This window comes from Chromohalobacter moromii (assembly GCF_023091865.1).
Lineage (GTDB): Bacteria > Pseudomonadota > Gammaproteobacteria > Pseudomonadales > Halomonadaceae > Chromohalobacter > Chromohalobacter moromii.
This window is the reverse complement of the sequence record NZ_JAHXDI010000001.1, coordinates 96,781-121,589: the sequence shown is the minus strand read 5'-3', so window position 1 is coordinate 121,589 and position 24,809 is coordinate 96,781. Positions and strand designations below refer to the sequence as shown.

Annotated in this window: 24 protein-coding genes; 15 read left to right on the top strand and 9 right to left on the bottom strand. The window is 62.5% G+C overall.

Features of this window, described 5'->3' with window-relative positions:
- Positions 1-266 precede the first annotated feature (266 nt).
- Genes aroB through pilM form a run of 7 tightly spaced genes read right to left on the bottom strand, consistent with a single transcriptional unit; the run spans position 267 to position 6,774 of the window.
- Positions 267-1,376 (bottom strand): 3-dehydroquinate synthase, encoded by a 1,110-nt coding sequence (gene aroB, locus KZO83_RS00560; protein WP_418904275.1) that lies wholly within the window; start codon positions 1,374-1,376, stop codon positions 267-269.
- Entirely contained in the window at positions 1,373-1,915 is a 543-nt protein-coding gene (gene aroK, locus KZO83_RS00555; RefSeq protein WP_040239614.1) for a shikimate kinase AroK, read from the bottom strand. Before aroK ends, aroB begins: the two co-directional genes overlap by 4 nt.
- Positions 1,915-3,927: a type IV pilus secretin PilQ gene (pilQ, locus tag KZO83_RS00550; protein ID WP_247619373.1), complete on the bottom strand. Its 2,013-nt coding sequence runs from the start codon at positions 3,925-3,927 to the stop codon at positions 1,915-1,917. Before pilQ ends, aroK begins: the two co-directional genes overlap by 1 nt.
- A 28-nt stretch (positions 3,928-3,955) precedes the next feature.
- On the bottom strand, positions 3,956-4,513 hold the full coding sequence (locus KZO83_RS00545) for a pilus assembly protein PilP (protein WP_247619372.1): 558 nt from the start codon (positions 4,511-4,513) through the stop codon (positions 3,956-3,958).
- On the bottom strand, positions 4,506-5,144 hold the full coding sequence (locus tag KZO83_RS00540) for a type IV pilus inner membrane component PilO (protein ID WP_247619371.1): 639 nt from the start codon (positions 5,142-5,144) through the stop codon (positions 4,506-4,508). The genes KZO83_RS00545 and KZO83_RS00540 overlap by 8 nt, the downstream gene beginning before the upstream one ends.
- Positions 5,141-5,707, bottom strand: a complete 567-nt coding sequence (locus tag KZO83_RS00535) for a PilN domain-containing protein (protein ID WP_247619370.1) — start codon at positions 5,705-5,707, stop codon at positions 5,141-5,143. Before KZO83_RS00535 ends, KZO83_RS00540 begins: the two co-directional genes overlap by 4 nt.
- A complete protein-coding gene (pilM, locus tag KZO83_RS00530; protein ID WP_247619369.1) occupies positions 5,704-6,774 on the bottom strand; it encodes a type IV pilus assembly protein PilM in 1,071 nt (356 codons plus the stop codon). The genes KZO83_RS00535 and pilM overlap by 4 nt, the downstream gene beginning before the upstream one ends.
- A 281-nt stretch (positions 6,775-7,055) precedes the next feature.
- Here pilM and KZO83_RS00525 point away from each other — a divergent pair, with 281 nt between their 5' ends.
- Positions 7,056-9,575 carry a penicillin-binding protein 1A gene (locus tag KZO83_RS00525; protein ID WP_247619368.1) on the top strand — a complete coding sequence of 840 codons (2,520 nt, stop codon included), beginning with the start codon at positions 7,056-7,058 and terminating at the stop codon, positions 9,573-9,575.
- A gap of 92 nt (positions 9,576-9,667) precedes the next feature.
- On the top strand, positions 9,668-10,420 hold the full coding sequence (locus tag KZO83_RS00520; RefSeq protein WP_247619367.1) for a DUF481 domain-containing protein: 753 nt from the start codon (positions 9,668-9,670) through the stop codon (positions 10,418-10,420).
- 78 nt (positions 10,421-10,498) lie between these two features.
- Here KZO83_RS00520 and KZO83_RS00515 read toward each other — a convergent pair whose 3' ends face one another.
- Positions 10,499-11,773, bottom strand: coding sequence for a malic enzyme-like NAD(P)-binding protein (locus tag KZO83_RS00515; RefSeq protein WP_247619366.1), 1,275 nt, complete (start codon positions 11,771-11,773; stop codon positions 10,499-10,501).
- A gap of 278 nt (positions 11,774-12,051) precedes the next feature.
- Positions 12,052-12,267 (bottom strand): 50S ribosomal protein L31, encoded by a 216-nt coding sequence (rpmE, locus tag KZO83_RS00510; protein WP_040239602.1) that lies wholly within the window; start codon positions 12,265-12,267, stop codon positions 12,052-12,054.
- Between the two features lie 184 nt (positions 12,268-12,451).
- On the opposite strand from rpmE, the gene KZO83_RS00505 reads away from it, so the two are divergent.
- The 13 genes from KZO83_RS00505 (at position 12,452) to tatC (ending at position 24,760) form a co-directional block, all read left to right on the top strand.
- Positions 12,452-14,704, top strand: coding sequence for a primosomal protein N' (locus tag KZO83_RS00505; RefSeq protein WP_247640722.1), 2,253 nt, complete (start codon positions 12,452-12,454; stop codon positions 14,702-14,704).
- Between the two features lie 167 nt (positions 14,705-14,871).
- Positions 14,872-16,557 (top strand): arginine--tRNA ligase, encoded by a 1,686-nt coding sequence (gene argS, locus KZO83_RS00500; RefSeq protein WP_247619364.1) that lies wholly within the window; start codon positions 14,872-14,874, stop codon positions 16,555-16,557.
- A gap of 2 nt (positions 16,558-16,559) precedes the next feature.
- Positions 16,560-17,258: an SPOR domain-containing protein gene (locus KZO83_RS00495; protein ID WP_247619363.1), complete on the top strand. Its 699-nt coding sequence runs from the start codon at positions 16,560-16,562 to the stop codon at positions 17,256-17,258.
- Positions 17,259-17,410: 152 nt separating this feature from the next.
- Positions 17,411-17,929, top strand: coding sequence for an ATP-dependent protease subunit HslV (gene hslV / locus KZO83_RS00490; RefSeq protein WP_040239597.1), 519 nt, complete (start codon positions 17,411-17,413; stop codon positions 17,927-17,929).
- 38 nt (positions 17,930-17,967) lie between these two features.
- Entirely contained in the window at positions 17,968-19,293 is a 1,326-nt protein-coding gene (gene hslU, locus KZO83_RS00485) for an ATP-dependent protease ATPase subunit HslU (RefSeq protein WP_040239595.1), read from the top strand.
- 62 nt (positions 19,294-19,355) lie between these two features.
- Entirely contained in the window at positions 19,356-19,739 is a 384-nt protein-coding gene (locus KZO83_RS00480; RefSeq protein ID WP_178998514.1) for a gamma-butyrobetaine hydroxylase family protein, read from the top strand.
- 98 nt (positions 19,740-19,837) lie between these two features.
- The gene (gene ubiE / locus KZO83_RS00475) at positions 19,838-20,584 is read left to right on the top strand and encodes a bifunctional demethylmenaquinone methyltransferase/2-methoxy-6-polyprenyl-1,4-benzoquinol methylase UbiE (RefSeq protein ID WP_178998513.1); all 747 of its coding nucleotides are present in this window, start codon (positions 19,838-19,840) and stop codon (positions 20,582-20,584) included.
- A gap of 7 nt (positions 20,585-20,591) precedes the next feature.
- Positions 20,592-21,242 (top strand): ubiquinone biosynthesis accessory factor UbiJ, encoded by a 651-nt coding sequence (locus tag KZO83_RS00470; protein WP_178998512.1) that lies wholly within the window; start codon positions 20,592-20,594, stop codon positions 21,240-21,242.
- A complete protein-coding gene (ubiB, locus tag KZO83_RS00465; RefSeq protein WP_247619362.1) occupies positions 21,239-22,861 on the top strand; it encodes a ubiquinone biosynthesis regulatory protein kinase UbiB in 1,623 nt (540 codons plus the stop codon). The genes KZO83_RS00470 and ubiB overlap by 4 nt, the downstream gene beginning before the upstream one ends.
- A 70-nt stretch (positions 22,862-22,931) precedes the next feature.
- Positions 22,932-23,270 (top strand): phosphoribosyl-ATP diphosphatase, encoded by a 339-nt coding sequence (locus KZO83_RS00460; RefSeq protein WP_247619361.1) that lies wholly within the window; start codon positions 22,932-22,934, stop codon positions 23,268-23,270.
- Between the two features lie 37 nt (positions 23,271-23,307).
- Positions 23,308-23,583, top strand: a complete 276-nt coding sequence (gene tatA, locus KZO83_RS00455) for a Sec-independent protein translocase subunit TatA (RefSeq protein WP_247619360.1) — start codon at positions 23,308-23,310, stop codon at positions 23,581-23,583.
- Between the two features lie 5 nt (positions 23,584-23,588).
- Positions 23,589-23,984 carry a Sec-independent protein translocase protein TatB gene (tatB, locus tag KZO83_RS00450; RefSeq protein WP_040239585.1) on the top strand — a complete coding sequence of 132 codons (396 nt, stop codon included), beginning with the start codon at positions 23,589-23,591 and terminating at the stop codon, positions 23,982-23,984.
- Positions 23,981-24,760 carry a twin-arginine translocase subunit TatC gene (gene tatC, locus KZO83_RS00445; RefSeq protein WP_040239583.1) on the top strand — a complete coding sequence of 260 codons (780 nt, stop codon included), beginning with the start codon at positions 23,981-23,983 and terminating at the stop codon, positions 24,758-24,760. The genes tatB and tatC overlap by 4 nt, the downstream gene beginning before the upstream one ends.
- Positions 24,761-24,809 lie beyond the last annotated feature (49 nt).

Genomic DNA, 24,809 nt, shown 5'->3' with positions numbered 1-24,809 from the left:
AAGCTGCGCAAAATCGCGGGGTTAGCCGCAACCCCTCACTAAAACCCCTGACATGTCAACGCGTTAGCAAGCTTGAACGCTTGAGTCTCGAAGCATACGACTTTGGTCTAAAATTCAACTTAACCCCATGCCGATCCTGCATGAGGCATGCCGATACAGGCATATTGTCGCGTGAAAAACGCCGCTGCACAAACGCAGCGAAGCCCTACGCAAAACGCCTGCCGAGGAGGCAGGCGTCGCGAGTCGATCGGCGGGGAAAGAGAACGTCAGGCGCGGGGGAACTCGTCGAGCAGCGCCTTGAGCATATCCGGGGGAGTATCGTCGTAGACGCACGCCTCACCTAGACCGGACAACAGCACCAGACGTAAGCGGCCGTCGATGTTTTTCTTGTCCAAACGCATGGCCGCGAGAAAATCATCCGCGCTCATCGCAGCAGGTACCGTCACCGGCAGGCCGGCACTGGCCACCAGCGTCTCGACACGCGCCATATCCTCGCTGGAAAGCCAGCCCAGACGCTGCGACAGCGTGGCGGCCATCAGCATTCCTGCGCCCACGGCCTCACCATGAAGCCAGTTGCCATAGCCCTGATGCGCTTCGATGGCGTGCCCGAAGGTATGCCCCAGATTGAGCAGCGCTCGCTGCCCTTGCTCGGTCTCGTCGCGGGCGACGATCTCAGCCTTGATCGCACAGCTTCTCAGAATGGCGTCGGTGAGCGCCTCGACATCGAGCCCACGCAGCGACGACATGCGCGCCTCCAACCAGGCGAGGAAGCCGGCATCCTGTATCAGGCCGTACTTGATGACCTCGGCGAGCCCCGCGGCTAGCTCTCGGCCTGGCAGCGTGGCCAATGTATCGGTGTCGATCAATACCGCGCGCGGCTGCCAGAAAGCGCCTATCATATTCTTGCCGCGCGGATGATTGACGCCGGTCTTGCCCCCCACCGAGGAATCCACCTGCGACAACAAGGTGGTGGGCACTTGCACGAAAGCCACGCCGCGCTGATAGCACGCCGCTGCGTAACCTGCCATGTCGCCGATCACGCCCCCGCCAAGCGCCACTAGGGTGCAGCGACGGTTGAAGCCCGCCGCCAGCAGTGCATCCCAGATGCGCTCGACACTGGCCAACGTCTTGGTGTGTTCGCCGTCGGGCAGGATCACCTCGCGCACGTCACGATCGTCACCGCTCAGCGTGCGCTTGAGGCGCTCGAGATACAGCGGCGCCACCGTCTCGTTGGTGACGATCATCACCTGACGCCCGGCCAGGTACGGCACCAAAATGTCCGGTGTATCGAGCAACCCCGGCCCGACATGGATGGGATAGCGTCGGGCATCGAGTTCGACGTGCAGACGTTGATACTGCGAAGCGGTCATGGTCAAGCCTTTAGATCGAGTGGATCGGACAAACGCTTGGTGCGGCGAATGATCTCGTTGACCACCGCCTTGGGGCCGCGTCGGTCGGTGCGTACCGTCAAGTCAGCGGTGGCGCGATAAAGCGGGTCACGCTTGGCGAATAGATCGCGCAGCACCTGCTCAGGATTGCCTTGGCGCAACAAGGGGCGGTTACGGTCGCGGGCCGTGCGTCGAATCTGCTGTTCGACCGAGGTCGCCAAATACACCACCGTGCCACGCTCACGCAGCGCTTGGCGGTTATCCTCGCGCATCACCGCGCCGCCGCCGGTGGCGAGGACGATGGCCTCGCGGCCAGCCAGCTCCCGCAGCATGAGAGTTTCACGATCACGAAAGCCACGCTCGCCCTCGACATCGAAAATCCAGGCAATATTGGCACCGCAGCGCGCCTCGATTTCATGATCGCTATCGAAAAACTCGCGCTTCAACTCGGCTGCCAGCAGGCGTCCGATGGTACTTTTCCCCGCGCCCATAGGGCCGACGAGAATGATCGTGGGCAGACCCTGCATCAGCGATTCGCCTGTTCGTCTCCGATGATCTTGGGGGTAATGAAGATCAGCAATTCTACCTTTTCGTTGGATTCCTGGGTATAGCGGAACAACGAACCGATGAACGGTATATCACCGAGCAGCGGTGTCTTGTAGAGATTGCGCAATTGCTCGGAGGTCAGTATGCCGCCCAACACCACCGTTTCGCCATCGTCCACCAGCACCTGGGTCTCGATGGAATTGGTATCGATCGCCGGTGCGCCGTTACCGAAGCTCATGTCGGAGACGGTATCGTTGTTGATCAGCAAGTCCATGACGATGCTGTCATCGGGAGTGATCTGCGGCGTCACTGCTAGCGACAGCACGGCTTCCTTGAATTCCACATTGGTCGCCCCGGACGAGGTCGACTCTTGGTAGGGAATTTCCTGCCCTTGCTTGATCACCGCCTTCTTCTGGTTGGCGGTGATGATCTTGGGCTGAGAAATGGTCTGACTCTTGCCTTCGCTTTCCAGAGCGCGCAGCTCCAGATCGAGCAGTACATCACCGGAAAGATAGCCGAAGCTGAATGCCGAGCCGCTGCCATCGCTATCGCCCAGGTCGACGGATAGGCCGGCGGAGCCACGATTGGCACCGCTAGGGTTGCGGTCGACCACGCTCCCCACGCCATCTTCGTCGAAGGTAACACCCTGGCGTTGCGAAACGCCCCAGTTGACGCCCAACTCTTGAGAGGCGGTATCACGGGCGATGACGATACGCGCCTCGATCTGCACCTGACGCACCGGCACATCAAGCTTGTCGAGCATGTCACGGATACCGGCCAACTGCTCGGGCGTGTCACGTACCAGCAAGGTATTGGTTCGCTCATCGACCGTCACGCGGCCACGCTCGGAGAGCAGGCCGAACCCCTCGCTGCCACGCAGCATCGTGGCGAGGTCAGTGGCCTTGGCGTAACGCACCTGCACGTATTCCGTCTTCAGCGGAGCCAACTGTTGGGATTGGACGCGATTCTCCAGCGTCTGGCGCTCCATCTGCGCTAGCTCATCGGCGGGCGCGACCACGATCACATCTCCCTCGCGACGACTCGCAAGACCATGGCTCTTGAGGATCAGGTCGAGCGCTTGGTCCCACGGCACCTGCGTGAGGTTGAGCGTCACACTGCCCTGGACGCTATCGCTGGCGACGATATTGACCCCACTGAAGTCAGAGAGCACCGACAGTACTTCGCGCACTTGGATGTTCTGAAAATTGAGACTCACCGGCTCGCCATCGTATTCCTGTGTGTCGTCCTCCAACGCGCGCGCATCATCAGCCCGCGGCTGCACCTCCACGATCAGTTGATCGCCGCGCTGCGTGACCAGGTGCTGAAAAGCCTCGCGATTGTCGAGCGTCAGCGTCACCCCCTCATCGCTCTCCTGTGGCACGATGCGCGACACTGGCGTATCGAAATCGCTGACGTCGAGAATCCGGTTCATATCTCCGGGAAGCCGGACACCAGGTAGCGTTACCGTCAAGGTGTCGCCCTCAGTATCCGTTTCAGGCGTCACGCCACCATGGTCGAGCGTGACGACCAAACGACCACCACCGTTATCGCCACGCCGAAAGTCGAGATCGCGGATGCGCGTCAACGCAGTGGAGCGCTCAGCGGCATCTCCTCCTAGGCGCACGCGAAGCCGCTCCCCTTGACGCTGGGTCGAATAAGACAAGGGCTCATCGAGACCGAATACCAAACGCGTGCGCTCCCCCGTCTCGGCCACGCTGACCTCGCGCAGTCCGTCCCGATCGATACCGAAGCGGCGCTGCTCGAGCTGGTTTTTCGTTGCCGGCAGGTCGACGACGATCTGCGCCGGTGAACCGCTTCGATAGCTATGCGGCTCGGGGGCCGGACCATCGAATGCCAGCAGCGCATCGATTCCGCCATCCCCGCGCTGGGCAAACTCGAGCGATGTCAACGTCGCCGCCTGTCCTTGGGCACAGACGGCCAGCCCTACGAGGCAGAGCCCGCCCACCAGCCAGTCGCGCAGCGTTCGCATCATGTAGTTCTCCTGCCTGTACGTACCGCCATCACTCGGCGGCTTGCGATGAATCGTTGAAGTCCAAGGTACGCTGCCGCTGACGCCAGGCGCCGCCCTCGCGCACCCGTTCAACCAGCTCGACGCCCGTGTCCTGAATCGCCGTGACACGTCCGAAATCGGTCCCCAGATAGTGACCTTCGAAAAGACGGTAGACGTTACCGTCGGGCGCGCGGATCAGGGCCGATGGCTGCCCGCCTACCGTCAAGGTTCCCACCAGTTCGAGTTGCGCCAACGGAAAGCGCTCCAGGGGCTCACGCGGGCGTTGACGATCTGGGCCATTGCCCTGCGCTGCTGTCATGGCACCTTCCTGCGTGCGGCGCTCGCCACTGAACGGGCTACGCTGCTGGCCCTGCGAATAATGCGCCGTACGATAAACCGGCGCGGGAGGAAGCGCTTCGATGCTACCCTCCGGCCGCTGGCGCAGGGCATTCAGGTGCGCATCCAGGGCGGTCATCTCGGCATCGCGACAACCGCCCAACGACACCATCCCCAGCAACCCCGTAAGCAGGACGCACCAACGCCAGGAGATCGTCAGCCGCTCAATCATCGCCACGCTCCTCGGCCTTGGGATCAGCCTCTTCGCGATAGCTGTAGGTACGGGCCAGCAGCGACAGACGCAGCGTATCGCCATCGCCCACCGGCGACAGCGAGAAGTCATGCAGCGTCACGATACGCGGCAGCGCCGCCACGCTGGACAGGAAGGCGGCAATGTCGTGATAGCCACCGCGTACCCGGATATCGAAGGGCTGCTCGATGTAGAAGTCTTGCGGCACCGGCGAGCGCAACCGAATCGACTCGATGGCGAGTCGATGATCCTGGGCCGCATCGCTGATGTCATCCAGCAACGCTGGAATCTCTGTGTCGGTGGGCAGCATTTTCAGCAATGCCTGCATGCGCGTGTCGAGCTCCGCCATCTGCGTGCGCATTTGCTCGAGATTAGCCGCCTGATAGGCACGGGTTTCGTATTCCTGGAGCAGCTCGTCCTCGCGCCCTTGCAAACTCTCCAGAGTGTCCTGGCGCGGCGCGGCAACGTACCACTGAGCCACCCAGAAGACGGCTAGAAAAAGCGCCACCAGACACACCGCCTGCAGCAATGCCGGCCAGGTACCGGCTTCCTTGAGATCCAGGTCGCGCCACTCGACCTCACGCAACTGCCGCCACTGTGAGCGCAGACTCATGGCGCCTCCTCGGTATCACGGCGAGGCGTACGCGCCTCGACACTGAGGTTGAAACGCTTCAGCGTCGTATCGTCGCCGTCCGACTGCACGTCGGAAAGCGCCGGCGTACCGAATACAGGCGACGCATCGAGCTGCCGCAACTGCTCGGACACGCGCCGATTGGAGCGTGCCAGGCCACTGAGCTCGAGGCGGTCGCCCTCGCGTACCAAACGGTCGTAATGCACGCCGTCGACCAACGTTGCCGCCAACTGATCGAAGATACGAACCGTCTGCGGACGGCTGAATTGCAGCTCACGGATCAGGCCGATCTGCTCGAGCATTCGCCCCCGCAATTCGCGATAATCCTTGACCGTGTCGATATCCTTTTCGAGCGCCTCCATCCGGCGCTCGATCAAGGCCAAGCGACCGCGCTCGGCGTCGATCCCCGCTTGATACCAACGCGACACCCCCAAGGCGCACAGCAGTGCCAGCACCGCCACGCCCACCAGCGCCATGTAAAAGCGCCGCGTGCGCCGCTGCCGATGCGCTTCACGCCACGGCAACAGATTGATTTCAATACTCATCGCCGCCCCCGCATCGCTAGACCGCACGCAGTGAGCATCGCCGGTGCATCGCTGGCAAGCGCCTGCACGTCGACGCGCGACGCCACCCGCATGCGTTCGAACGGATTGGCCATCACCACCTCCAACCCGCTTTGCGCGGCGAGCCGTTCACGCAGCCCGGGAATGACACTCGAGCCACCCGCCAGAATCAGGCGCTGGATATCTCGAGGCTTGCCCGAGGTGTGATAAAGCTGCAACGAGCGGCCGATTTGCTGAATCAACATGTCGATGAACGGCGTCACCACCTCATGCTCGTAATCCTCGGGCAAACCGCCACGCTTCTTGGCCAACCCCGCTTCTTCGAGACTCAGGCCATAGCGCTTGCGGATTTCCTCGGTCAAGTGGCGACCGCCCAGTACGTTGTCGCGGGTATAGGCGATACGCCCATCGATGAGCACATGGAAGGCATTCATATTGGCGCCGATATCGACCAGCGCGGCGCACTCTCCCGTCTGGCCGGACGGCGTCTCGTCGCGCAACAGCTCGCTGGCCGCACGCTCCATGGCGAACGATTCCACGTCGACCGCGGCAGGCTCGAGTCCGGCACGGCGAAGAACGTCGGCGAGATGGTCGACGTCCTGCAAACGGCACGCTACCAGCAAGACATCTTGCTGATCGGGGTAGCGGGCGTTGAGCCCCAGGCGCTGGAAATCGAAGGCCACCTCATTGAGCGGAAACGGGATATGGCGCTCGGACTCGAGCTGAATGCGGGCCTCGATCTCATCATCGCTGAGGGAGACCGGATAGGTCAGCGTCTTAGTGATCGTCGCGCTGGCAGGGACCGCCGCGACCGCGTGCCGTGAATGCGGACGCGCATGCTCGACTGCGCGCGTCAACGTCGCGGCCACCTCGTCGAGATCGCGGATGCGCCGCTCCACTACCGCGCCTTCACGCAATGGCCGCACGGCGTAACTGGCGATACGCTGACCCGCCCCCGCACGATCGAGCTCGATCAATTTGACGGTGGCCGAGGTAATATCCACCCCTACCAGGCCTTGTTGGGACTTTTTAAACCGCCACACTGTCATACCCCTGCGATATTCTTCGGCGTGGCGTGGAGCTCGGTATTATCGTTCGTCGAGCCAACCCGCTGCCCCTGTGTCGAGGCAAGCCGCTTTATTATCAGCGTGCCACACTATCGTATGAGGCACGCCACATTGCGTAAGGTTACATTATGCATACTGCCGTGACAGTCGATTTGCATCAACGCTAGCCCCTGTGCGGCTGCGTTCTTATAATGCCAATGGCAACGGATTGCACCATTCATTGCGGCCAGACCGCCACCCGAGACGACGGAAAACGCCTTTTCATGAAGCTTTTCAAACGCTTGCTAACGTCCATCCTATGGCTAATTGTGTCTTTGGGGCTGGGCTGCGTACTGGCCATCATCGGCGCCGGTATCTATTTCGCGCCGGGCCTGCCCGACGTTCGTCAACTGCAGGACTTCGAACTGCAGACACCGCTACGCGTGTACACGCGTGACGACAAGCTAATCGGCGAGTTCGGTGAGCAACGCCGCATGCCGGTGAGCTATGACGACATCCCCCAATCCTACATCGACGCCCTGCTGGCCGCCGAGGATGCCAGCTTCTTCGAGCATCCGGGCATCGACCCCAAGGGGCTAGCACGCGCAGCGATGGAGCTTGCCACCAGCGGCAACATCCAGTCAGGAGGCAGTACCATCACCATGCAGGTAGCGCGCAACTATCTGTTGACGCTGGACCGCACGTTCACTCGCAAGATTCGCGAGATCCTGCTGTCGCTGCAAATGGAGCAGGTACTCGATAAGCAGGAAATTCTCGAGCTCTACGTCAACAAGATCTATCTCGGGAATGCCGCCTATGGGATCGGCGCGGCCGCTGAAGGCTACTACGATAAACCGCTTGCGGAACTCGACTTACCGCAACTGGCCATGCTCGCCGGTCTGCCGAAGGCTCCTTCGGCGCTAAACCCCCTGAACAACCCCGAGCGCTCGTTGATTCGCCGTAACTGGGTATTGCTGCGCATGCGCGAACTCGGCTCCATCGACCCGATTCAGTACCAGGCCGCCGTCAAGGCGCCGATCACCGCACATCGACCGCGTTCGCAATACGAGGTCAACGCATCCTATGTCGCTGAAATGGCACGCCAATATGCTGTGGAACGCTTCGGCGACAACGCCTATACCGACAATTACCAGATCCAGACGACCATCGACAGCCGCCTTCAGGGCTCCGCGCGCAACGCGTTGGTCAATGGGCTCATCGATTACGACACTCGCCATGGCTGGCGCGGAGCCGAAGAAACCGAGATTCCCCCCAGCCTGGTAGAGGCCCAGGAGCGCACGGACTCCCAAGGGCTCGAGGAAGAGCTATCCGAATCGCCCGAGGTCATGGAAACCGCACGCCAAGCCGCCAAGAGCAGCGAGGAGTCGGTCGAAGGGGTCGACGGGGATGTCAGCAACTGGGTCAAGGTGCTCGACCGAACCCCACGGCACGGCCCCCTCGAGCCGGGCATCGTCGTGGACACCGATGGCCGCCAGATGCGCGTCCTGACGCGTGACGATGGCGTCGTGACACTCGGCTGGGATGGGCTTGACTGGGCGCGTACGTACCACAGCGCCGAATGGCGCGGCGAGACCCCGGCCAACGCCGCAGCCATTGCCCAACGTGGCGACCTGATTCGCGTCATGCGCACCGAGGATGGTGACTGGCGTCTCTCCCAGGTACCGGGCGCCCAGGCCGCGATCGTCATCATGGACCCCAAAACCGGCGCTATTCGTGGCCTTCAGGGTGGCTTCAGCTTCTCGTCGAGCAAGTTCAATCGCGCCATCCAGGCGCAACGCCAGGCGGGGTCGATCTTCAAGCCCTTCATCTATCTCGCCGCACTGCACAACGGGATGAGCGCCGCCACGGTCATCAACGATGCCCCTGTGGTCATGTCCGATGTCGGCGGCGACTGGCGCCCCGAAAACGCGGAGGGCGAATTCCGCGGCCCCACGCGGTTGCGCGTCGGCCTCTACCAGTCGCGCAATCTCGTCACAATCCGTGTGCTGCAGTCGCTAGGCTTGGATAACACGCTGGAATTCCTGACGAACTTCGGCTTCGCCAAGGGCCGGCTGCCGCATGGTCTATCGCTCGCCTTGGGCAGCGCGTCGCTGACCCCACTGGAAATGGCCAATGCCTACGCCGTCTTGGCCAATGGCGGCTTCAAGGTCGCGCCGTGGTATATCCAGTCGGTTACCCATGGCAGCCAGAACGAACTGGTCGAGGAGGCCAACCCCGTGGTGGCATGCCGGGAGTGCGATCCCGACCAGAAGACCGTCGCACTCAACGGGGAAACCCGACGTATCGCCAAGCGCGTGGCCACGCCTGAAGAGATGTACATCATCCGCGACATGATGCGTGACGTCATCGAGAAGGGCACGGGGCGCGGCGCACTGGATCTCAACCGTCCCGATATCGTCGGCAAGACCGGCACCACCAACGATCAACGCGATGCCTGGTTCTCGGGCTTCAACGACGACTTGGTGGCCACCGTATGGGTCGGCAAGGACGACAATTCCACGACCGGTGAATACGGCTCTCAAGCCGCCTTGCCAATCTGGAAGTCGTTCATGGGGCAGGCGCTTCAAGGCCAGCCAGAAAGCATGCCCTCGCGTCCCGACGATATCGTCAAAGTCCGCATCGATCCCGAGACCGGGCTGCGCCTGCATAACGACCAATCGGGCGGCATGCAGGAAATCTTTCGCAAGGACAATCTGCCCGACTACAAACCGCGTTCCATCCAGCCCGAACTCGAAGATAGAAGTGGCTCCCAAGGGACCGGCACTTACGATGCCATTTTCTAGTCAACTCCCCATGGGTGGCCCCGACGGCCACCCCATGAGCGCGCCAGCTCCCACACCACTGACCGAGAACCGTTTTTGAAAGGGAGTCCACCATGCTCGTGTCGCGAGACTCGCGATGGTTATTGCTCGTCATACTGCTCGGCGCCACACTCCCAGTGCACGCCGACTTGTTCTACGCACCGCCTGCCCCGCAGGACGATGCTCCCAAGATGAGCGGCGAAGCCGAACTCGGCTATACGCACCTCTCCGGGAACAGCAACAGTCGGACGCTGCTCGCCAAGGGGCGCCTCACCTGGCTGACGGGACGCCATACACACACGCTGCGCGGCGAGACACGCAGCGTTCAGGAAAACGATGAAACCAGTACCGAGCAGTATCTGCTGGGCGGCCGCGAGCGTTATGAGCTGGAAGGGCCTCACTATCTGTTCGGTTTCGGACGCTGGGAAAAGGACCGTTTCAGCGGTTACGACTACCAGTTCACCACCATCGGCGGCTATGGCCGCCAGTGGCTCGACGGGCCGACGCATACACTGTCCACGGAATTCGGCCCGGGCTATCGTCACGATGCCTACCAGGACGGCAAGGAAGACGACCTCGGCTTGGCCTATGCTGCACTCGACTATCGCTGGAACATCTCGGAAGGCGCCTACTTCGAGCAGGCAGTTTCTGTCGAAGCGGCCGCACCCAACACCACGACGCGCTCGATTTCGTCGTTGACCTCCCAGCTCAATTCGCACCTGGCGCTCAAGATGTCCTTTGAGGTCAAGAACAACACGAGTCCGCCCGACGGCGCCGAAGCCAACACCGACCGCACGACCTCGATGTCACTGCTCTACAGCTGGTAATGGCGACACGCCCCGACCTACAACGAAAAGGGCCGCTCCCGGAGCGGCCCTTCGACATCATGCCTGCTCGGCGCACGACTATTGCGGCCCGTAAACGTCCTTGATGCTGGTCAACGGATAATGCGCCGGATAAGGCTTGCGCGCCACGCCGCTATCTACCGCAGCTTGCGCCACCGCCGAAGCGACGCGGTCGAGCAGCCGCGAATCCAGTGGCGTGGGAATGATGTAACCGCGCCCGAACTCCAGTGACTCAATGCCGTAGCCATCCAGCACCTCGCGGGTCACTGGCTCGCGCGCCAGGTCCTTCAAGGCATGTACGGCCGCCACTTTCATCTCCTCGTTGATACGCGTGGCGCGTACATCCAGCGCCCCACGGAAGATGAACGGAAAGCCCAGCACGTTGTTGACCTGGTTGGGATAATCGGAACGCCCGGTGGCCATGATCACGTCATCGCGGGTTTCGTTGGCGACGTCCGGGTGGATTTCCGGGTCTGGATTGGAGCAGGCGAAGACCACCGGACTCGCCGCCATGCGCTCGAGCTGCTCGGGCTTGAGCAGGTTAGGGCCGGACAGCCCCACGAAGACATCCGCACCCTCGATGGCATCATCCAGCGTACGCCGCGACGTCTCGGTGGCGAACATCGCTTTGTATTGGTTGAGATCGTCACGCTCGCTGTGCACCACGCCTTTGCGATCGAGCATGTAAATATGCTCGGCGCGTGCGCCACACGAGACCAGCAGTTTCATGCAGGCGATGGCCGCCGCGCCCGCGCCCAGGCAGACGATCTTGGCGTCTTCGAGGCGCTTGCCAGCGATATCCAGAGCATTGAGCAGCCCCGCGGCCGTGACGATGGCCGTGCCATGTTGGTCATCGTGGAAGACCGGAATATTGCACTGCTCGATCAACGACTGTTCGATCTCGAAGCACTCCGGCGCCTTGATATCCTCGAGATTGATGCCGCCCCAGGTGTCAGCGATGCGTGCCACGGTATCGATGAAGGCCTGCGGACTCTCGGCATCGACCTCGATGTCTACGGAGTTGATGCCCGCGAAGCGCTTGAACAGCACGCCCTTGCCCTCCATGACTGGCTTGCTGGCCTGAGGGCCCAGATTACCCAAGCCAAGGATAGCGCTGCCGTCGGAGACCACGGCCACCAGATTACCCTTGCCGGTATACAGATAGGCGTTTTCCACGTCCTTGGCGATCTCGCGACACGGTTCGGCCACCCCGGGACTATACGCCAGGGCCAGATGTTTCGCTGTTTCGGTGGGCTTGGTCAGTTCGACGGATAACTTGCCGGGAATTGGCTTGGCGTGATAATCCAGCGCTGCCTGTCTTTTTTCGTCACTCATGAGCTTTTTCCAATCGTCTGCATGGAGGCATAATCGCCAGAATATAGAAAAAGATTCCGCCAAACAACTTACGCCAAGTTCGCGACATTAAAGACTTTTAAGCGACCGTTTGAAGCAATTACCAGCCATTTGTTGAAACTTATGCCTGACTAACCAGGCATAAAACAAACCTTATCGGAGCGTCGTCTTCGACTTTTCAAAAATAAAAAAACCCGCCATTTTCGTGGCGGGTTTGCTCGAACGCCGACGCGTCGTCGGCGTAGCAGTTCTTGCTTGGCTCAGTCGCGCTTGAGCGCTGCACCGAAACGCTTGTTGAAGCGCTCGACTCGACCACCGGTGGTCGCCTGCTTCTGCTTGCCGGTATAGAACGGGTGGCACTGCGAGCAGACATCCAGGTAGAAGTCGTCTTTGGACGTGGAGCCCAGCTCGAAGGTCGCGCCGCAGGAACAGGTGGCGGAGACCTTCTTGTATTCGGGATGGATCGCTTGTTTCATTTTGCTGCCTCACGCTATGGTGCGCCGCCACCTGGTCGATGCCAGGCACCGCACACGGGTTGATAAAGATGCAACCGATTGATTCGGCATGCGACCCCGACGATACTCGCCTTGGCCACAGCCAAAGAGCCGAACATTATAGCAGTGCCGTGATATCGCTGAAAAGACGCGTGGCGCGAACGCCATGTGCCGCCACCCTTTCGGAGGACTCTTGTCGAGCACCGACCATACACCGCGCCTACTCATCAGGGTCGCCCTGCCCACACCCTTGCGACGCCTCTTCGACTATCGCCCCTGTCGCGAGGCTCCCGCCTGTGGCTGGCGCCCAGGGCTTCGCGTCAAGGTGCCGTTCGGACGTCGCCAGCTCATCGGCGTGGTGGTCGAGTGTCCCGAACGCAGCGATGTGCCGGACGCGCAGCTCAAGGCCGTGTTGGCGTGTCTCGACGATGCCCCCTTGCCCGATGACTGGTGGTGGTTGTGTCGCTTTACCGCGCGCTACTACCAACATCCGCTGGGCGACACCATCGCCCAGGCGCTGCCCGTCGCCTTGCGCCAGGGACGGCCCTTGCAAGCACGCCACCAGGAGCGCTGGATAGCGCGCGACGGCGATACCGGCCCGCTCGAACGCGCGCCTCGCCAAGCCGAATTGCTGGCCATGCTGCGCCAGCACCCACGTGGTTTGATGACACGCGCGATCACCGCGCAAGGCTTCACCCGCGCGCAGCTCGAAGGCCTGCAAGCCAAGCATCTCGTCGAGTGCCACGAAGAACGCCTGACGGCCACCGAGGAAGAAGCCGGCTCGCGGCTCGCCGAGCCCTCGTTGCCACTGACCCGCGAACAGGCGGGCGTCCTTGCCGAGATTCACGAAGGTCTCGAGCGCTATCATCCGTGCTTGCTGCACGGTGTCACCGGCAGCGGCAAGACCGAAGTCTACCTGCAACTCATCGAGGCGGTGCTCGCGCGAGGCCGCCAGGCGCTGGTGCTAGTACCGGAAATCGGCCTGACACCGCAAACGCTGACCCGTTTCCGGCAACGCTTTCGGGTCCCGGTGGTCGCCCTACACTCGGGGCTCACCGACCTCGAACGCCTGGATGCCTGGGATGCCGCGCGTACCGGCCGAGCCCCGATCGTCATCGGTACGCGTTCGGCAGTTTTCACCCCCCTGGCCGCCGCCGGGGTGATCGTCATCGACGAGGAACACGACGGCTCCTTCAAACAACAGGAAGGCCTGCGCTACCACGCCCGCGATCTGGCCATCGCCCGCGCCCACCGTGAGGACATTCCCATCGTGCTGGGCAGCGCCACACCGGCGCTGGAGACCCTCGCCCAAGCACGTAGCGGCCGCTACCGCCATCTGCGTCTGACCCAACGCGCCAACCGGCACGCCCCGGCACGCCTGGAACTGACCGACCTGCGCGGACGCCACCGCCAGGGCGGCCTGATCGCCCCCGCCATCGAGGCAATTCGGCAGACCCTGAACGCAGGCAACCAGGTGTTGGTCTTCATCAACCGGCGTGGTTTCGCTCCCACTCTGGCATGCCACGCGTGCGGCTGGTTAGCCGAGTGTCCGCATTGCGATGCCCGCATGACGCTGCATCGCCAGCCCCAGGAACTGGTCTGCCATCATTGCGATTTTCACCGCCCGCTGCCCGATGCCTGCCCGGAATGCGACAGTGGCGACCTGCGCCCCCTGGGCAGCGGCACCGAACGCACCGAGGAAACGCTCGCCGCCCTCTTCCCCGAGACCCCCGTGCATCGCATCGACCGCGACAGCACCCGACGCAAGCAAGCCTTCGAGGATATCCTGCGCGAGATTCGGCGCGGCGACCCCAGCCTGCTGGTCGGCACCCAGATGCTCGCCAAGGGCCATCACTTGCCACATGTCACGCTGGTGGTCGTCGTCAACGCCGACGCCGGGCTCTACGCCAGCGACTTCCGCGCCCTCGAGCACAGCGCCCAACTGCTGGTACAGGTCGCCGGCCGCGCTGGCCGCGCCGAGCATCCCGGTCGTGTGCTGGTCCAGACCCTGCACCCTGACGACCCCAACCTGCGCCTGCTCGCCGACAGCGGCTATGAAGCGCTCGCCGGTCAACTGCTGGAAGAACGGCGTCTGGCCGGCCTGCCGCCCTATCGTCACTTGGCCCTGGTCCGCTTTGAAGCGGCGCGCGAGCAACACGTCACCGAATTCGCCACCGCAGCCGCCGAAGCATTGCGCGAATGGCTCGTCACCCAGGACGCCTCGGTCACCTGCCTGGGACCGGTACCGGCCCCCATGGAGCGGCGCCAGAATCGCTATCACATGCAGCTAATGCTCTCCGACACGCGCCGCAGCGCCCTGCACCGTGCGTGTGCCTGGCTCGTGCAGTGGCTGGACAATCATCCTGATAGTCGGCGCGTACGCGCCGCGTTGGATGTCGACCCACAAACGCTGAGTTGACGGGTTTCCACCGCCCGCATCCGTCGCCACGAGTGGCGACGAAAGACACATGGCATCGCTGGGTTTAAAGGCGTCGGCCAATCGCCGATAATAGGCGATCTAACGCTCTTAGCGCAGCCTGGCGCTCGCCGGCCTGTCGCGCGCCAGACACAGGACATCGGAATTTCATGAAAGACACCATCATCGAACTGCTCGACGCGGCCGGTACGCAGCTCAAGCAGCAAGGCATTCTTCCTCAAGACACTCCGCTTGCCATCAAGGTCGAGCCCACCAAGGACAAGGCCCACGGCGACTACGCGAGCAACCTCGCGCTGACCCTGGCCAAGCCGGCCGGACGCAAGCCACGCGAACTGGCCGAGGCACTGGTCGCGGCGCTGCCGGAAAGCGCCGCCATACGCCAGGTCGACATCGCCGGTCCCGGGTTCATCAACTTCTTCGCCGCCACCGACGCCGTCGCCCAGGTCATTCCTGACATTTTGGATGCCGGCGATACCTACGGGCGCAGCCTGAGCGGCCAAGGCCAGCAGGTGCAGGTGGAATTCGTCTCCGCCAACCCCACCGGCCCGCTACACGTCGGCCATGGGCGTGGCGCCGCCATCGGCGACTGCCTATGCCGGCTGCTGGAAGCCACCGGCTTCGATGTCACCCGCGAGTTCTACTACAACGATGCTGGCGTCCAGATCCACAATCTCGCTCACTCCGTACAGGCTCGCGTAAAAGGCCTCACACCAGAAGCTGCCGAGTGGCCCGAGAACGGCTATCGCGGCGCCTACATCGCTGATGTCGCCAAGGCGTACCTGGCCGGCGAGACGATTACCGCCGATGATCGAGAAGTCACCGGCAAAGGAGATGCCGAGGACCTCAACGCCATCCAGGATTTCGCCGTCGCCTACCTGCGCCGCGAGCAGGATCTTGATCTCAAGGCGTTCGGTGTCGCCTTCGATGTCTACTTCCTGGAGTCTTCGCTGTACAACGACAGCAAGGTCGACGCCACGGTGAAAGCACTCGTCGACGGTGGCCATACCTATGAAGAGGATGGCGCCATCTGGCTGCGCACCACCGATTTCGGTGACGACAAGGACCGGGTGATGCGTAAGAAAGATGGCGACTATACCTATTTCCTTCCGGACGTCGCCTACCACCTCGACAAGTGGCAGCGCGGCTTTACCACCGTGATCAACGAGCAGGGCGCCGATCACCACTCCACGGTCACCCGGGTGCGGGCTGGCCTTCAGGCGCTGGAAGCCGGCATCCCGCAAGGCTGGCCGGACTACGTGCTGCATCAGATGGTGTTGGTCACGCGCTCCGGGGTCGAGGTCAAGCTCTCCAAGCGTGCCGGCAGCTACGTGACGCTGCGCGATCTCATCGATGAAGTGGGCCGCGATGCCACCCGCTTCTTCCTCGCCGCACGGCGTGCCGATTCGCAGTTGACCTTCGATATCGACCTCGCACGCTCGCAGTCCAACGACAATCCGGTCTACTACATTCAGTACGCCCATGCGCGCGTGTGCAGCATGATGCGCCGCGCCGAATCCGACGCCAAGGCATTCGATCACGCGCTGGGCATGCAGCACCTGAACCGGCTCGACACCGAGCAGGAAAAGGATCTGATGAATCGTCTGGCACGCTACCCGGAGGTCGTCGAACGGGCTGCCCAGACCCGCGAGCCACAGCAGGTCGCCCAGTACTTGATGGACCTGGCCTCCGATTTCCACACCTGCTACAACGCGGTCAAAGTCATGGTCGACGACGATGAGCTGCGCAATGCCCGGCTGGCACTCGGCTTGGCCACGCGCCAGGTGCTGCGCAACGGTCTCGACCTGATGGGCGTCAGCGCACCCGAGGAGATGTAAGCATGGCTCGTCGCCCCGCCCAGCAAGGAAAGAGCAACTCACGCGCTGCGTCACGCGGCGCCACCAGCCGCAAGCGCCAGACCAAGGCAGCGCGCGCGGGCCTTCCGGGATGGCTATGGGGCGTGGCCGGCTTGATCGCCGGCTTCGCGCTCGCCCAATACCTCCATCAATCGGCCCCGGCGCCGGTCGCCACGGTAATGCCCAAACCCTCCAACAGCACCTCGTCCAGCAGCGATTCGACGGGGAATACGGGCGATGGCGCCTCCTCAAGCGGTGCCGCCAATGAGGACGCCTCCGCGTCGCGCATGCCGACCTTCGAGTTCTACACCTTATTGCCGGAATCGGAGGTCATCGCACCCAAGGTGAATAACACCCCCTCGGCGCCCAGTAGCGGCGGTGAGCGTTCGCCGGATACGAGCGACGACCGTGCTGACGAGGTGGTGGCCGATCCCTCCGCCGATGGGCTCAAGTACATGCTGCAGGCGGCCTCGTTTCGCAAGGTCGCTGATGCTAAGCGCCTCGCAAGTCGGCTTCAGGACCTCGGGCTGATCGCCAAGATCACCGAAGTGCAAACCTCCAACGACGAAACCTGGCACCGAGTGCAGGTCGGCCCCTACCAAGACACGAATGAGCTGACGCGCGCCCAGGACCTGATGGTGACACAAGGCATCGAGCCACTGCTGATCAAGCTACAGAACTGAAGGGGCGCCCGGGCGGCTTGATTTCCCCGTCTGCCGCCCGCATTACCGTGAGCATCATGGCATTCGTTGCCACCGTTTTATCGCCTGGGGGCCGCGGGCGCCTCGGCAATCAAGTCATCGGGTGCCCGACACCCCACAAGGAGTTCCCATCCATGACCACGATCGTATCCGTACGTCGCGGCGAACATGTCGCCCTCGCCGGCGATGGTCAGGTTTCGCTCGGCAACACGGTGATGAAGGGCAACGCCAGCAAGGTACGCCGCATTCACCATGGCAAGGTGCTGGCCGGTTTCGCCGGCGGTACGGCCGACGCCTTTACCCTGTTCGAGCGCTTCGAGGCCCAGTTGGACAAGTACCAGGGGCATCTGGTCAAGGCCGCCGTCGAGCTTTCCAAGGAATGGCGCACCGACCGCGCCCTGCGGCGCTTGGAAGCGATGCTCGCCGTGGCTGACAAGAACGCCTCGCTGATCCTCACCGGTAACGGCGATGTCGTCGAACCCGAACGCGGGATCATCGCCATCGGCTCCGGGGGTCACTACGCCCAAGCCTCCGCACGCGCCCTGCTCGAGAATACCGAGCTCGACGCGCGCGCCATCACCGAGAAGTCGCTCGAAATCGCTGGCGATATCTGCGTCTTCACCAATCAAAACATTACCCTCGAGGAGCTGTGAGCCACGCTCACCGCTCCCGGACAGCATAGGGCTCCGTCATGACACAGATGACTCCCCGCGAGATCGTCCACGCACTGGATCAGTACATCATCGGCCAGCAGGAAGCCAAGCGCTCCGTCGCCATCGCCCTGCGCAACCGCTGGCGCCGCATGCAGCTCGACGACAGCCTGCGCGGCGAGGTGGTGCCCAAGAACATCCTGATGATTGGCCCCACGGGGGTCGGTAAGACTGAGATCGCCCGTCGCTTGGCCAAGCTGGCCGGGGCGCCGTTCATCAAGATCGAGGCGACCAAGTTCACCGAAGTGGGCTATGTCGGCCGCGACGTCGAGTCGATCGTCCGCGACCTGGTCGAAATGGCCATGAAAATGGTTCGTGAGCAGGCCAAGGAAGAAGTCGCTCACAAGGCCGAGGACGCCACCGAGGAGCGTATTCTCGACGCGCTTCTGCCCCGGCCACGCGGCAGCGAGTACGACCATGCCCGCGACGACTCCTCGACGCGCCAGACCTTCCGCAAGAAACTGCGTGAAGGCCAGCTCGACGACAAGGAGATCGACATCGAGGTCACGCCTCAGGGTGGCAACTTCGATATCTCCGCGCCACCGGGCATGGAAGAGATGACCAGCCAGCTGCAAAGCATGTTCTCCAACATGGGCAAGCAGAAGTCTGAGTCGCGCCGCGTGACCGTCGAGGAAGCCCGGCGCCTGCTGCACGATGAAGAAGCCGCGAAGCTGGTCAACGAAGAGCAGATCAAGAACCGCGCCATCGAAGCGGTGGAGCAGAACGGCATCGTCTTCCTCGACGAGATCGACAAGGTCGCCAAGCGCGGTGACTCGGGCAGCGGCGGCGATGTCTCCCGCGAAGGCGTGCAGCGCGACCTGCTGCCGCTGATCGAAGGATCGACGGTGTCCACCAAGCACGGCATGGTCAACACCGACCACATCCTGTTCATCGCCTCGGGGGCATTCCACCTCTCCAAGCCATCGGACCTGATCCCCGAGTTGCAGGGGCGCCTGCCGATCCGCGTCGAGCTGCAAGCGCTGACGCCGGCTGACTTCAAGCGCATCCTCACCGAACCCTCTGCCGCGCTGACCAAACAGTACCAAGCGCTGCTGGCGACCGATGGCCTGGACGTGAACTTCACCGATGAGGGCATCACGCGCATCGCCGAGATTGCCTGGCAGGTCAACGAAGGCACCGAGAATATCGGCGCCCGGCGCCTGCACACGGTGATGGAGCGTCTACTCGAAGAACCTTCCTTCCAGGGAGGCGACATGGCCAGCCCGCTGACCATCGACGCCGCCTATGTCGACGAGCAACTCGGCGAACTGGCCACCGACGAAGATCTGTCGCGGTACATTCTCTAAGCCACGCGCTACGAGCTTCGGGCAACGAACCGCTCGAAGCTCGAAGCTCACCGGAGGTGTTCATGACCGCTCCCGTTCCCACGCGCATCCATTATCATCAGAAGGCCCGTGAGCTCGAGCTCGGCTATGCCGATGGCACGTCCTACCGCTTGCCGGCGGAGCTGTTGCGCGTGTTCTCGCCCTCCGCCGAGGTTCGCGGCCACGGCCCGGACACGGCCGTCCTGCAGGTTGGCAAGAAGGATGTCGGCCTCAAGAACATCACTCAGGCCGGGCGTTATGCCCTCAAGCTGCACTTCGATGACGGCCACGACAGCGGCTTGTATAGCTGGGACTACCTTTATGAAATGGCCTGCCATCAAGCGCAATGGTGGGCCGATTACCTACGCCGTCTCGAGGAGGCCGGTGCCTCGCGAGAGCCGTCCACCATCACCATCAAGGAGTTATAAGACACCCCGGCGTGGCGACAAATGCCGGGGGCGACGTTACAATGCAGCCCCACTTCCACGCACCGCGCGGGCACTCCACGCCTGCCCAAGGAAAGGTCATGGACAAGCGCACGACCCACTTCGGTTATCAGGAAGTTCCGGTCGAGGAGAAAGCCGATCGAGTGGCGCAAGTCTTCCATTCGGTTGCCGCCCGCTATGACGTCATGAACGATCTCATGTCGTTCGGCGTGCATCGCCTCTGGAAACGTCTGACCCTCGAGCGCGCCGGCGTACGCCCCGGCCACCACGTGCTCGACATCGCGGGCGGCACCGGCGACCTGGCGCTGAAGTTCTCGCGCCTGGTCGGTCCTCGCGGCCGCGTGGTTCTCGCCGACATCAACGCCTCGATGCTGCGTGTGGGCCGCGACAAGCTGCTCGACAACGGTGTCGGCGACAATGTCGAATACGTGCAGGCCAATGCCGAAGCGCTACCCTTCGCCGATAACAGCTTCGACTGCATCACGATTGCCTTCGGTCTGCGCAACGTCACCGATAAAGATGCCGCACTGCGCTCCATGGCGCGCGTGCTCAAGCCTGGCGGCCGCCTGCTGGTACTGGAATTTTCCAAGCCGGCGAGTGCCGCGCTGTCGCGCCTTTACGACGAGTATTCCTTCCGCGTCTTGCCACGCATGGGCGAATGGGTCGCCCAGGACGGCGAGAGCTATCGCTACCTGGCCGAATCGATTCGCATGCATCCTGACCAGGAAACCCTCAAGGCGATGATGGAAAACGCCGGGCTCGAACGGGTCGAGTACACCAACATGACCGGGGGCGTCGTCGCCCTGCACCGTGGCATCAAACTATGAGGCCGTCATGCCGGTGATGTTCACCACCCTGCTGGCCAGCGCGGAAACGCTGATCAATGGGCTGCTTGCACACGATCCTGCTTCGCCCTCGCGATTGTCACAGCTTGCCGGACAACGCATATCGCTGCGTCTTGAACGCCCGGCACTGGCGGTGTTGGTGCATTTCGACATCCACGGCATCACCCTGCTCGCCCAGCACGACCCCGACGAGGCCGATAGCGACGTGGTCGTTGAACTGGATGTCGAGACCCTGGGCGCGCTGCTGGGTGGCGAACGTGTCGAGGCACTGATGTTCGCCGGGAGGCTGTCGGTGCGCGGACGCACACACGTGCTCGAACGCGCCAGTCAGTTACTCAGTGACCTGGAGGTCGACTGGGAAGCCGAACTCGCACACTGGCTAGGCGACATGCCCGCGCATAGCCTCTCGCAAGGCTTGCGGCGCCTGAACCGCTTCGGTCTACGCACGCGCGGCGAATTGCGACGCGACGTGCATGAATACCTGACCGAGGAAGCACGGCTACTGCCCAGCCGCACGCAATGGGACATCGCTCGCGAACACTTGACGCAACTGGGCCTGGCCACCGACCGACTCGAGGCACGCCTGGACCGGCTGGTTCGTGAGATCGAACGTCGCCGACAGGAGGAACACGCGTCGTGAGTTTGCGACTGTTTCGTATCGGCTGGGTGATCGCGCGCTTCCGCCTCGACACCCTGATCCCCTCAGAGCGCCTCCCCGGCATACTCCGCGTGGCGATGAAGCTTTCGCCACTGCGCTTGCTACCCACCGGTCCGCACACCCGAGGCAAGCGCTTACGCCTGGCGCTTGAGGCTCTGGGCCCGATCTTCGTCAAGTTCGGCCAGATGCTCTCTACCCGCCGTGACCTGCTACCGCCGGATATCGCCGACGAGCTAAAGCGTCTACAGGATCAGGTACCGCCGTTTCCCGGCGAGCAGGCCCGCGCACTGGTCGAGGAAGAGCTCGGCATGGACATCGATGCTGCCTTCGCCGAATTCACCCGCGAGCCACTCGCCTCGGCCTCCATCGCTCAAGTGCACGGCGCACGCCTGCACACCGGCGAAGACGTAGTGGTCAAGATCATCCGCCCGAACATCGATGGCGTGATGCGCAAGGACATTGGCCTGCTGTATACCTTCGCGCGCCTGCTCAAACGCGTTCCCGAAGCCAAGCGGCTACGCCCCGTCGAGGTCGTTGCCGACTACGAGGCGACGCTGTTCGATGAGCTGGATCTGCACAAGGAAGCGGCCAACACCTCGCAGCTCAAGCGCAACTTCCGCGACTCGCCGCTCCTTTACGTGCCGGCGATTCACTGGTCACTGACACGCAAGCAGGTGATGGTTCAGGAGCGTATACACGGTATTCCGGTCGCCGACATGGACGCCCTGCAAGCGGCCGGCATCGACTTGCGCCGACTCGCCGAGCGCGGTGTGGAAATCTTCTTCACCCAGGTGTTTCGCGATAACTTCTTCCATGCCGACATGCACCCCGGCAATATCTTCGTGTCCGCCGACAATCCGCGCGACCCTCAGTACATCGCCATCGACTGCGGGATCGTCGGTAGCCTGACGCGCGAAGACCAGGATTACCTGGCCCGCAACCTGCTCGCCTTCTTCCGCCAGGACTACTACGAAGTCGCCGTGTTGCACATCGAGTCGGGCTGGGTCGGCGAGGACACGCGCGCCAATGAGTTCGCTGCCGCCATTCGCGCGGTCTGCGAGCCGATTCTCGAGAAGCCCCTCAAGGACATTTCCTTCGGCCAGGTGCTGCTAGGGCTTTTCCAGACCGCGCGGCGCTTCAACATGGAAGTCCAACCGCAGTTGGTGCTTTTGCAGAAAACGCTACTCAATATCGAGGGACTCGGTCGTCAGTTGTACCCGGACCTGGACTTGTGGAGCACCGCCAAGCCTTACCTAGAGCAGTGGATGAAGGAGCGTGCTGGGCCACGCGGTTTCTGGGACGCCTTGACCAAGCACGCCCCCGAACTCTCGCGACAGTTGCCCGAGCTGCCCGTGCTCGCTCACCAGGCCCTCGCCCGCAGTGAAGACAGCCACCGCCAGCAACGCCAGCAAACCGAAGCGCTCAATGCCTTGCGGCGGCGCTTGCGCGGTGCTGGAACGCGCGCGCGCCGACTGCGTTTCGGAGCCTTACTGATCGCCGTGGCGTTGGCCTGGCAGCCCCTCTGGGAATGGGCGAACAGCCAGCCCTGGCCGATACTGGTCGCCGCCACACTGGGGCTGGCTCTCATCGCCTGGCGTTAACCCCCTATCAGCGCGCAATGTTGCTGCTATCATCTACCCATCATCCTCTTTGTCTCGGAACCGTCACATCATGAGTGATACGCTTTCCCAGCTATCGGACGTCCTGGCCGCACGCCGCCATGCCGCACCCGACAGCTCGTACGTTGCCAAACTCCATGCCCAGGGCCTCAACAAGATCCTGGAGAAAGTCGGTGAGGAAGCGACCGAAACCCTGCTGGCTGCCAAGGATGCCGAACATGGCGACGACAAAACGCGGCAGGCATTGGTCGCCGAAACCGCCGACCTGTGGTTTCATAGCCTAGTGATGCTCTCGCATCTAGACATCGACCATCAGGCGGTGTTGGATGAATTGGCCCGACGCTTCGGAACGTCCGGCTTGGAAGAAAAAGCGTCACGCCCATCACGCTAATCGGCCCGGCCGTTTTCGGGCATCAAGGAGATCGTCCATGTTAGGTGGAATCAGTATCTGGCAGCTGCTGATCGTTCTCGGCATCGTCATCCTGATCTTCGGCACCAAGAAGCTGCGCAACCTGGGCAGCGATCTCGGAGGCGCCGTCAAGGGGTTCAAGAGCGCCGTCGGCGAAGAAGAGCAGAAAAAAGCGCACGACGACGAGGACACGACGCAGCAGCGTGTCGAGCATGACGTGAACGACGAGACGCTCGACACGAAACCGAAAGCCTCGCAATCGTCCAAGGCCGACGAAACCTCCGAGCGGAAGTAACCGCCATGTTCGATATGGGCTTTCTCGAACTGATGCTCATCGGTGTCGTGGCCCTATTGGTGCTGGGACCAGAGCGCCTGCCCACGGCGGCGCGCACCGTGGGCCTGTGGATCGGCAAGATCAAGCGCACGGTGTCCGGCATGCAGCGTGAAATCAATGCACAGCTGGAAGCCGAAGACCTGCGCCAGAAGCTCAACGAGCAACAACGTAAGCTCGACGCCGGTCTGCACAAGGTTCGTGACGGGGTCGAACGCCACGCCGACGACACCGATACGCATCACGCCGGATCACGCCGAGGCCAGACGGCGCCTAGACCGGGTGATGACACCCCGGCGGCGCGTCCCGCCGCTTCCCGGGAAACACCCGACGCCTCGTCCGCCAAGGATTCCAACGCCCCATGAGCGATACACCGCCCCGCGAACCGGAGGAGCACGCCCAGACACCCTTGATCGAACACCTGATTGAGCTGCGTTCGCGGCTGGTCAAGGCGGTGGCGGTGATCGTCGTCATCTTTGCTGCGCTTTACGCCTTCTCCAACGACATCTACAGCTTCGTTGCCGACCCCCTGATGGCGCTCTTGCCCGAAGGCTCGCAGATGATCGCCACCGAAGTGGCATCGCCATTCCTGGCGCCCTTCAAGCTGACGTTGTTCACGGCCTTGTTCATCGCTGTTCCCTTCGTGCTCTACCAGGCCTGGGCATTCATCGCCCCGGGCCTTTACCGACACGAGAAGACGTTGGCATTTCCTCTGCTCGCCTCGAGTATCTTGCTGTTCTACGGCGGCGTGGCCTTCGCCTATTTCGCGGTCTTTCCCCTATTGTTCGACTTCTTCGTCCACACCGGGCCGGAGAACGTCACGGTCATGACCGATATCAATCAGTATCTCAATTTCGTGCTCAAGCTGTTCTTCGCCTTCGGTGCGGCCTTCGAGATTCCCATCGCCACTTTCCTGCTGATCTGGACCGGTGCAACCAGTGTCGAGAGTCTCGGCAAGAAACGCCCCTATGTGCTCGTCGGCTGCTTCGTGGTCGGCATGCTGATGACGCCCCCGGACGTCGTCTCCCAGAGCCTACTCGCCATCCCCATGTGGCTGCTGTTCGAGGTCGGCATCCTCTTCGGTCGCCTGGTCCCGCGTCACCGGTATGACGCCGATGACGAAGCACCCCACGAAAGCTGACCTCCGACACACGGGCCACGCTTGGCCCGTCCTCATCGTGGGTTGACGC

Coding starts and splice junctions, on each gene's coding strand:
- tatB (WP_040239585.1), top strand. CDS start 23,589: ATGTTCGATATGGGCTTTCTCGAACTGATGCTCATCGGTGTCGTGGCC.
- hslU (WP_040239595.1), top strand. CDS start 17,968: ATGACACAGATGACTCCCCGCGAGATCGTCCACGCACTGGATCAGTAC.
- argS (WP_247619364.1), top strand. CDS start 14,872: ATGAAAGACACCATCATCGAACTGCTCGACGCGGCCGGTACGCAGCTC.
- KZO83_RS00535 (WP_247619370.1), bottom strand. CDS start 5,707: ATGAGTATTGAAATCAATCTGTTGCCGTGGCGTGAAGCGCATCGGCAG.
- KZO83_RS00520 (WP_247619367.1), top strand. CDS start 9,668: ATGCTCGTGTCGCGAGACTCGCGATGGTTATTGCTCGTCATACTGCTC.
- KZO83_RS00525 (WP_247619368.1), top strand. CDS start 7,056: ATGAAGCTTTTCAAACGCTTGCTAACGTCCATCCTATGGCTAATTGTG.
- KZO83_RS00505 (WP_247640722.1), top strand. CDS start 12,452: ATGTGCCGCCACCCTTTCGGAGGACTCTTGTCGAGCACCGACCATACA.
- KZO83_RS00470 (WP_178998512.1), top strand. CDS start 20,592: ATGCCGGTGATGTTCACCACCCTGCTGGCCAGCGCGGAAACGCTGATC.
- KZO83_RS00480 (WP_178998514.1), top strand. CDS start 19,356: ATGACCGCTCCCGTTCCCACGCGCATCCATTATCATCAGAAGGCCCGT.
- KZO83_RS00495 (WP_247619363.1), top strand. CDS start 16,560: ATGGCTCGTCGCCCCGCCCAGCAAGGAAAGAGCAACTCACGCGCTGCG.
- pilM (WP_247619369.1), bottom strand. CDS start 6,774: ATGACAGTGTGGCGGTTTAAAAAGTCCCAACAAGGCCTGGTAGGGGTG.
- hslV (WP_040239597.1), top strand. CDS start 17,411: ATGACCACGATCGTATCCGTACGTCGCGGCGAACATGTCGCCCTCGCC.
- KZO83_RS00515 (WP_247619366.1), bottom strand. CDS start 11,773: ATGAGTGACGAAAAAAGACAGGCAGCGCTGGATTATCACGCCAAGCCA.
- KZO83_RS00460 (WP_247619361.1), top strand. CDS start 22,932: ATGAGTGATACGCTTTCCCAGCTATCGGACGTCCTGGCCGCACGCCGC.
- ubiE (WP_178998513.1), top strand. CDS start 19,838: ATGGACAAGCGCACGACCCACTTCGGTTATCAGGAAGTTCCGGTCGAG.
- tatA (WP_247619360.1), top strand. CDS start 23,308: ATGTTAGGTGGAATCAGTATCTGGCAGCTGCTGATCGTTCTCGGCATC.
- rpmE (WP_040239602.1), bottom strand. CDS start 12,267: ATGAAACAAGCGATCCATCCCGAATACAAGAAGGTCTCCGCCACCTGT.
- aroK (WP_040239614.1), bottom strand. CDS start 1,915: ATGCAGGGTCTGCCCACGATCATTCTCGTCGGCCCTATGGGCGCGGGG.
- tatC (WP_040239583.1), top strand. CDS start 23,981: ATGAGCGATACACCGCCCCGCGAACCGGAGGAGCACGCCCAGACACCC.
- pilQ (WP_247619373.1), bottom strand. CDS start 3,927: ATGATGCGAACGCTGCGCGACTGGCTGGTGGGCGGGCTCTGCCTCGTA.
- KZO83_RS00545 (WP_247619372.1), bottom strand. CDS start 4,513: ATGATTGAGCGGCTGACGATCTCCTGGCGTTGGTGCGTCCTGCTTACG.
- KZO83_RS00540 (WP_247619371.1), bottom strand. CDS start 5,144: ATGAGTCTGCGCTCACAGTGGCGGCAGTTGCGTGAGGTCGAGTGGCGC.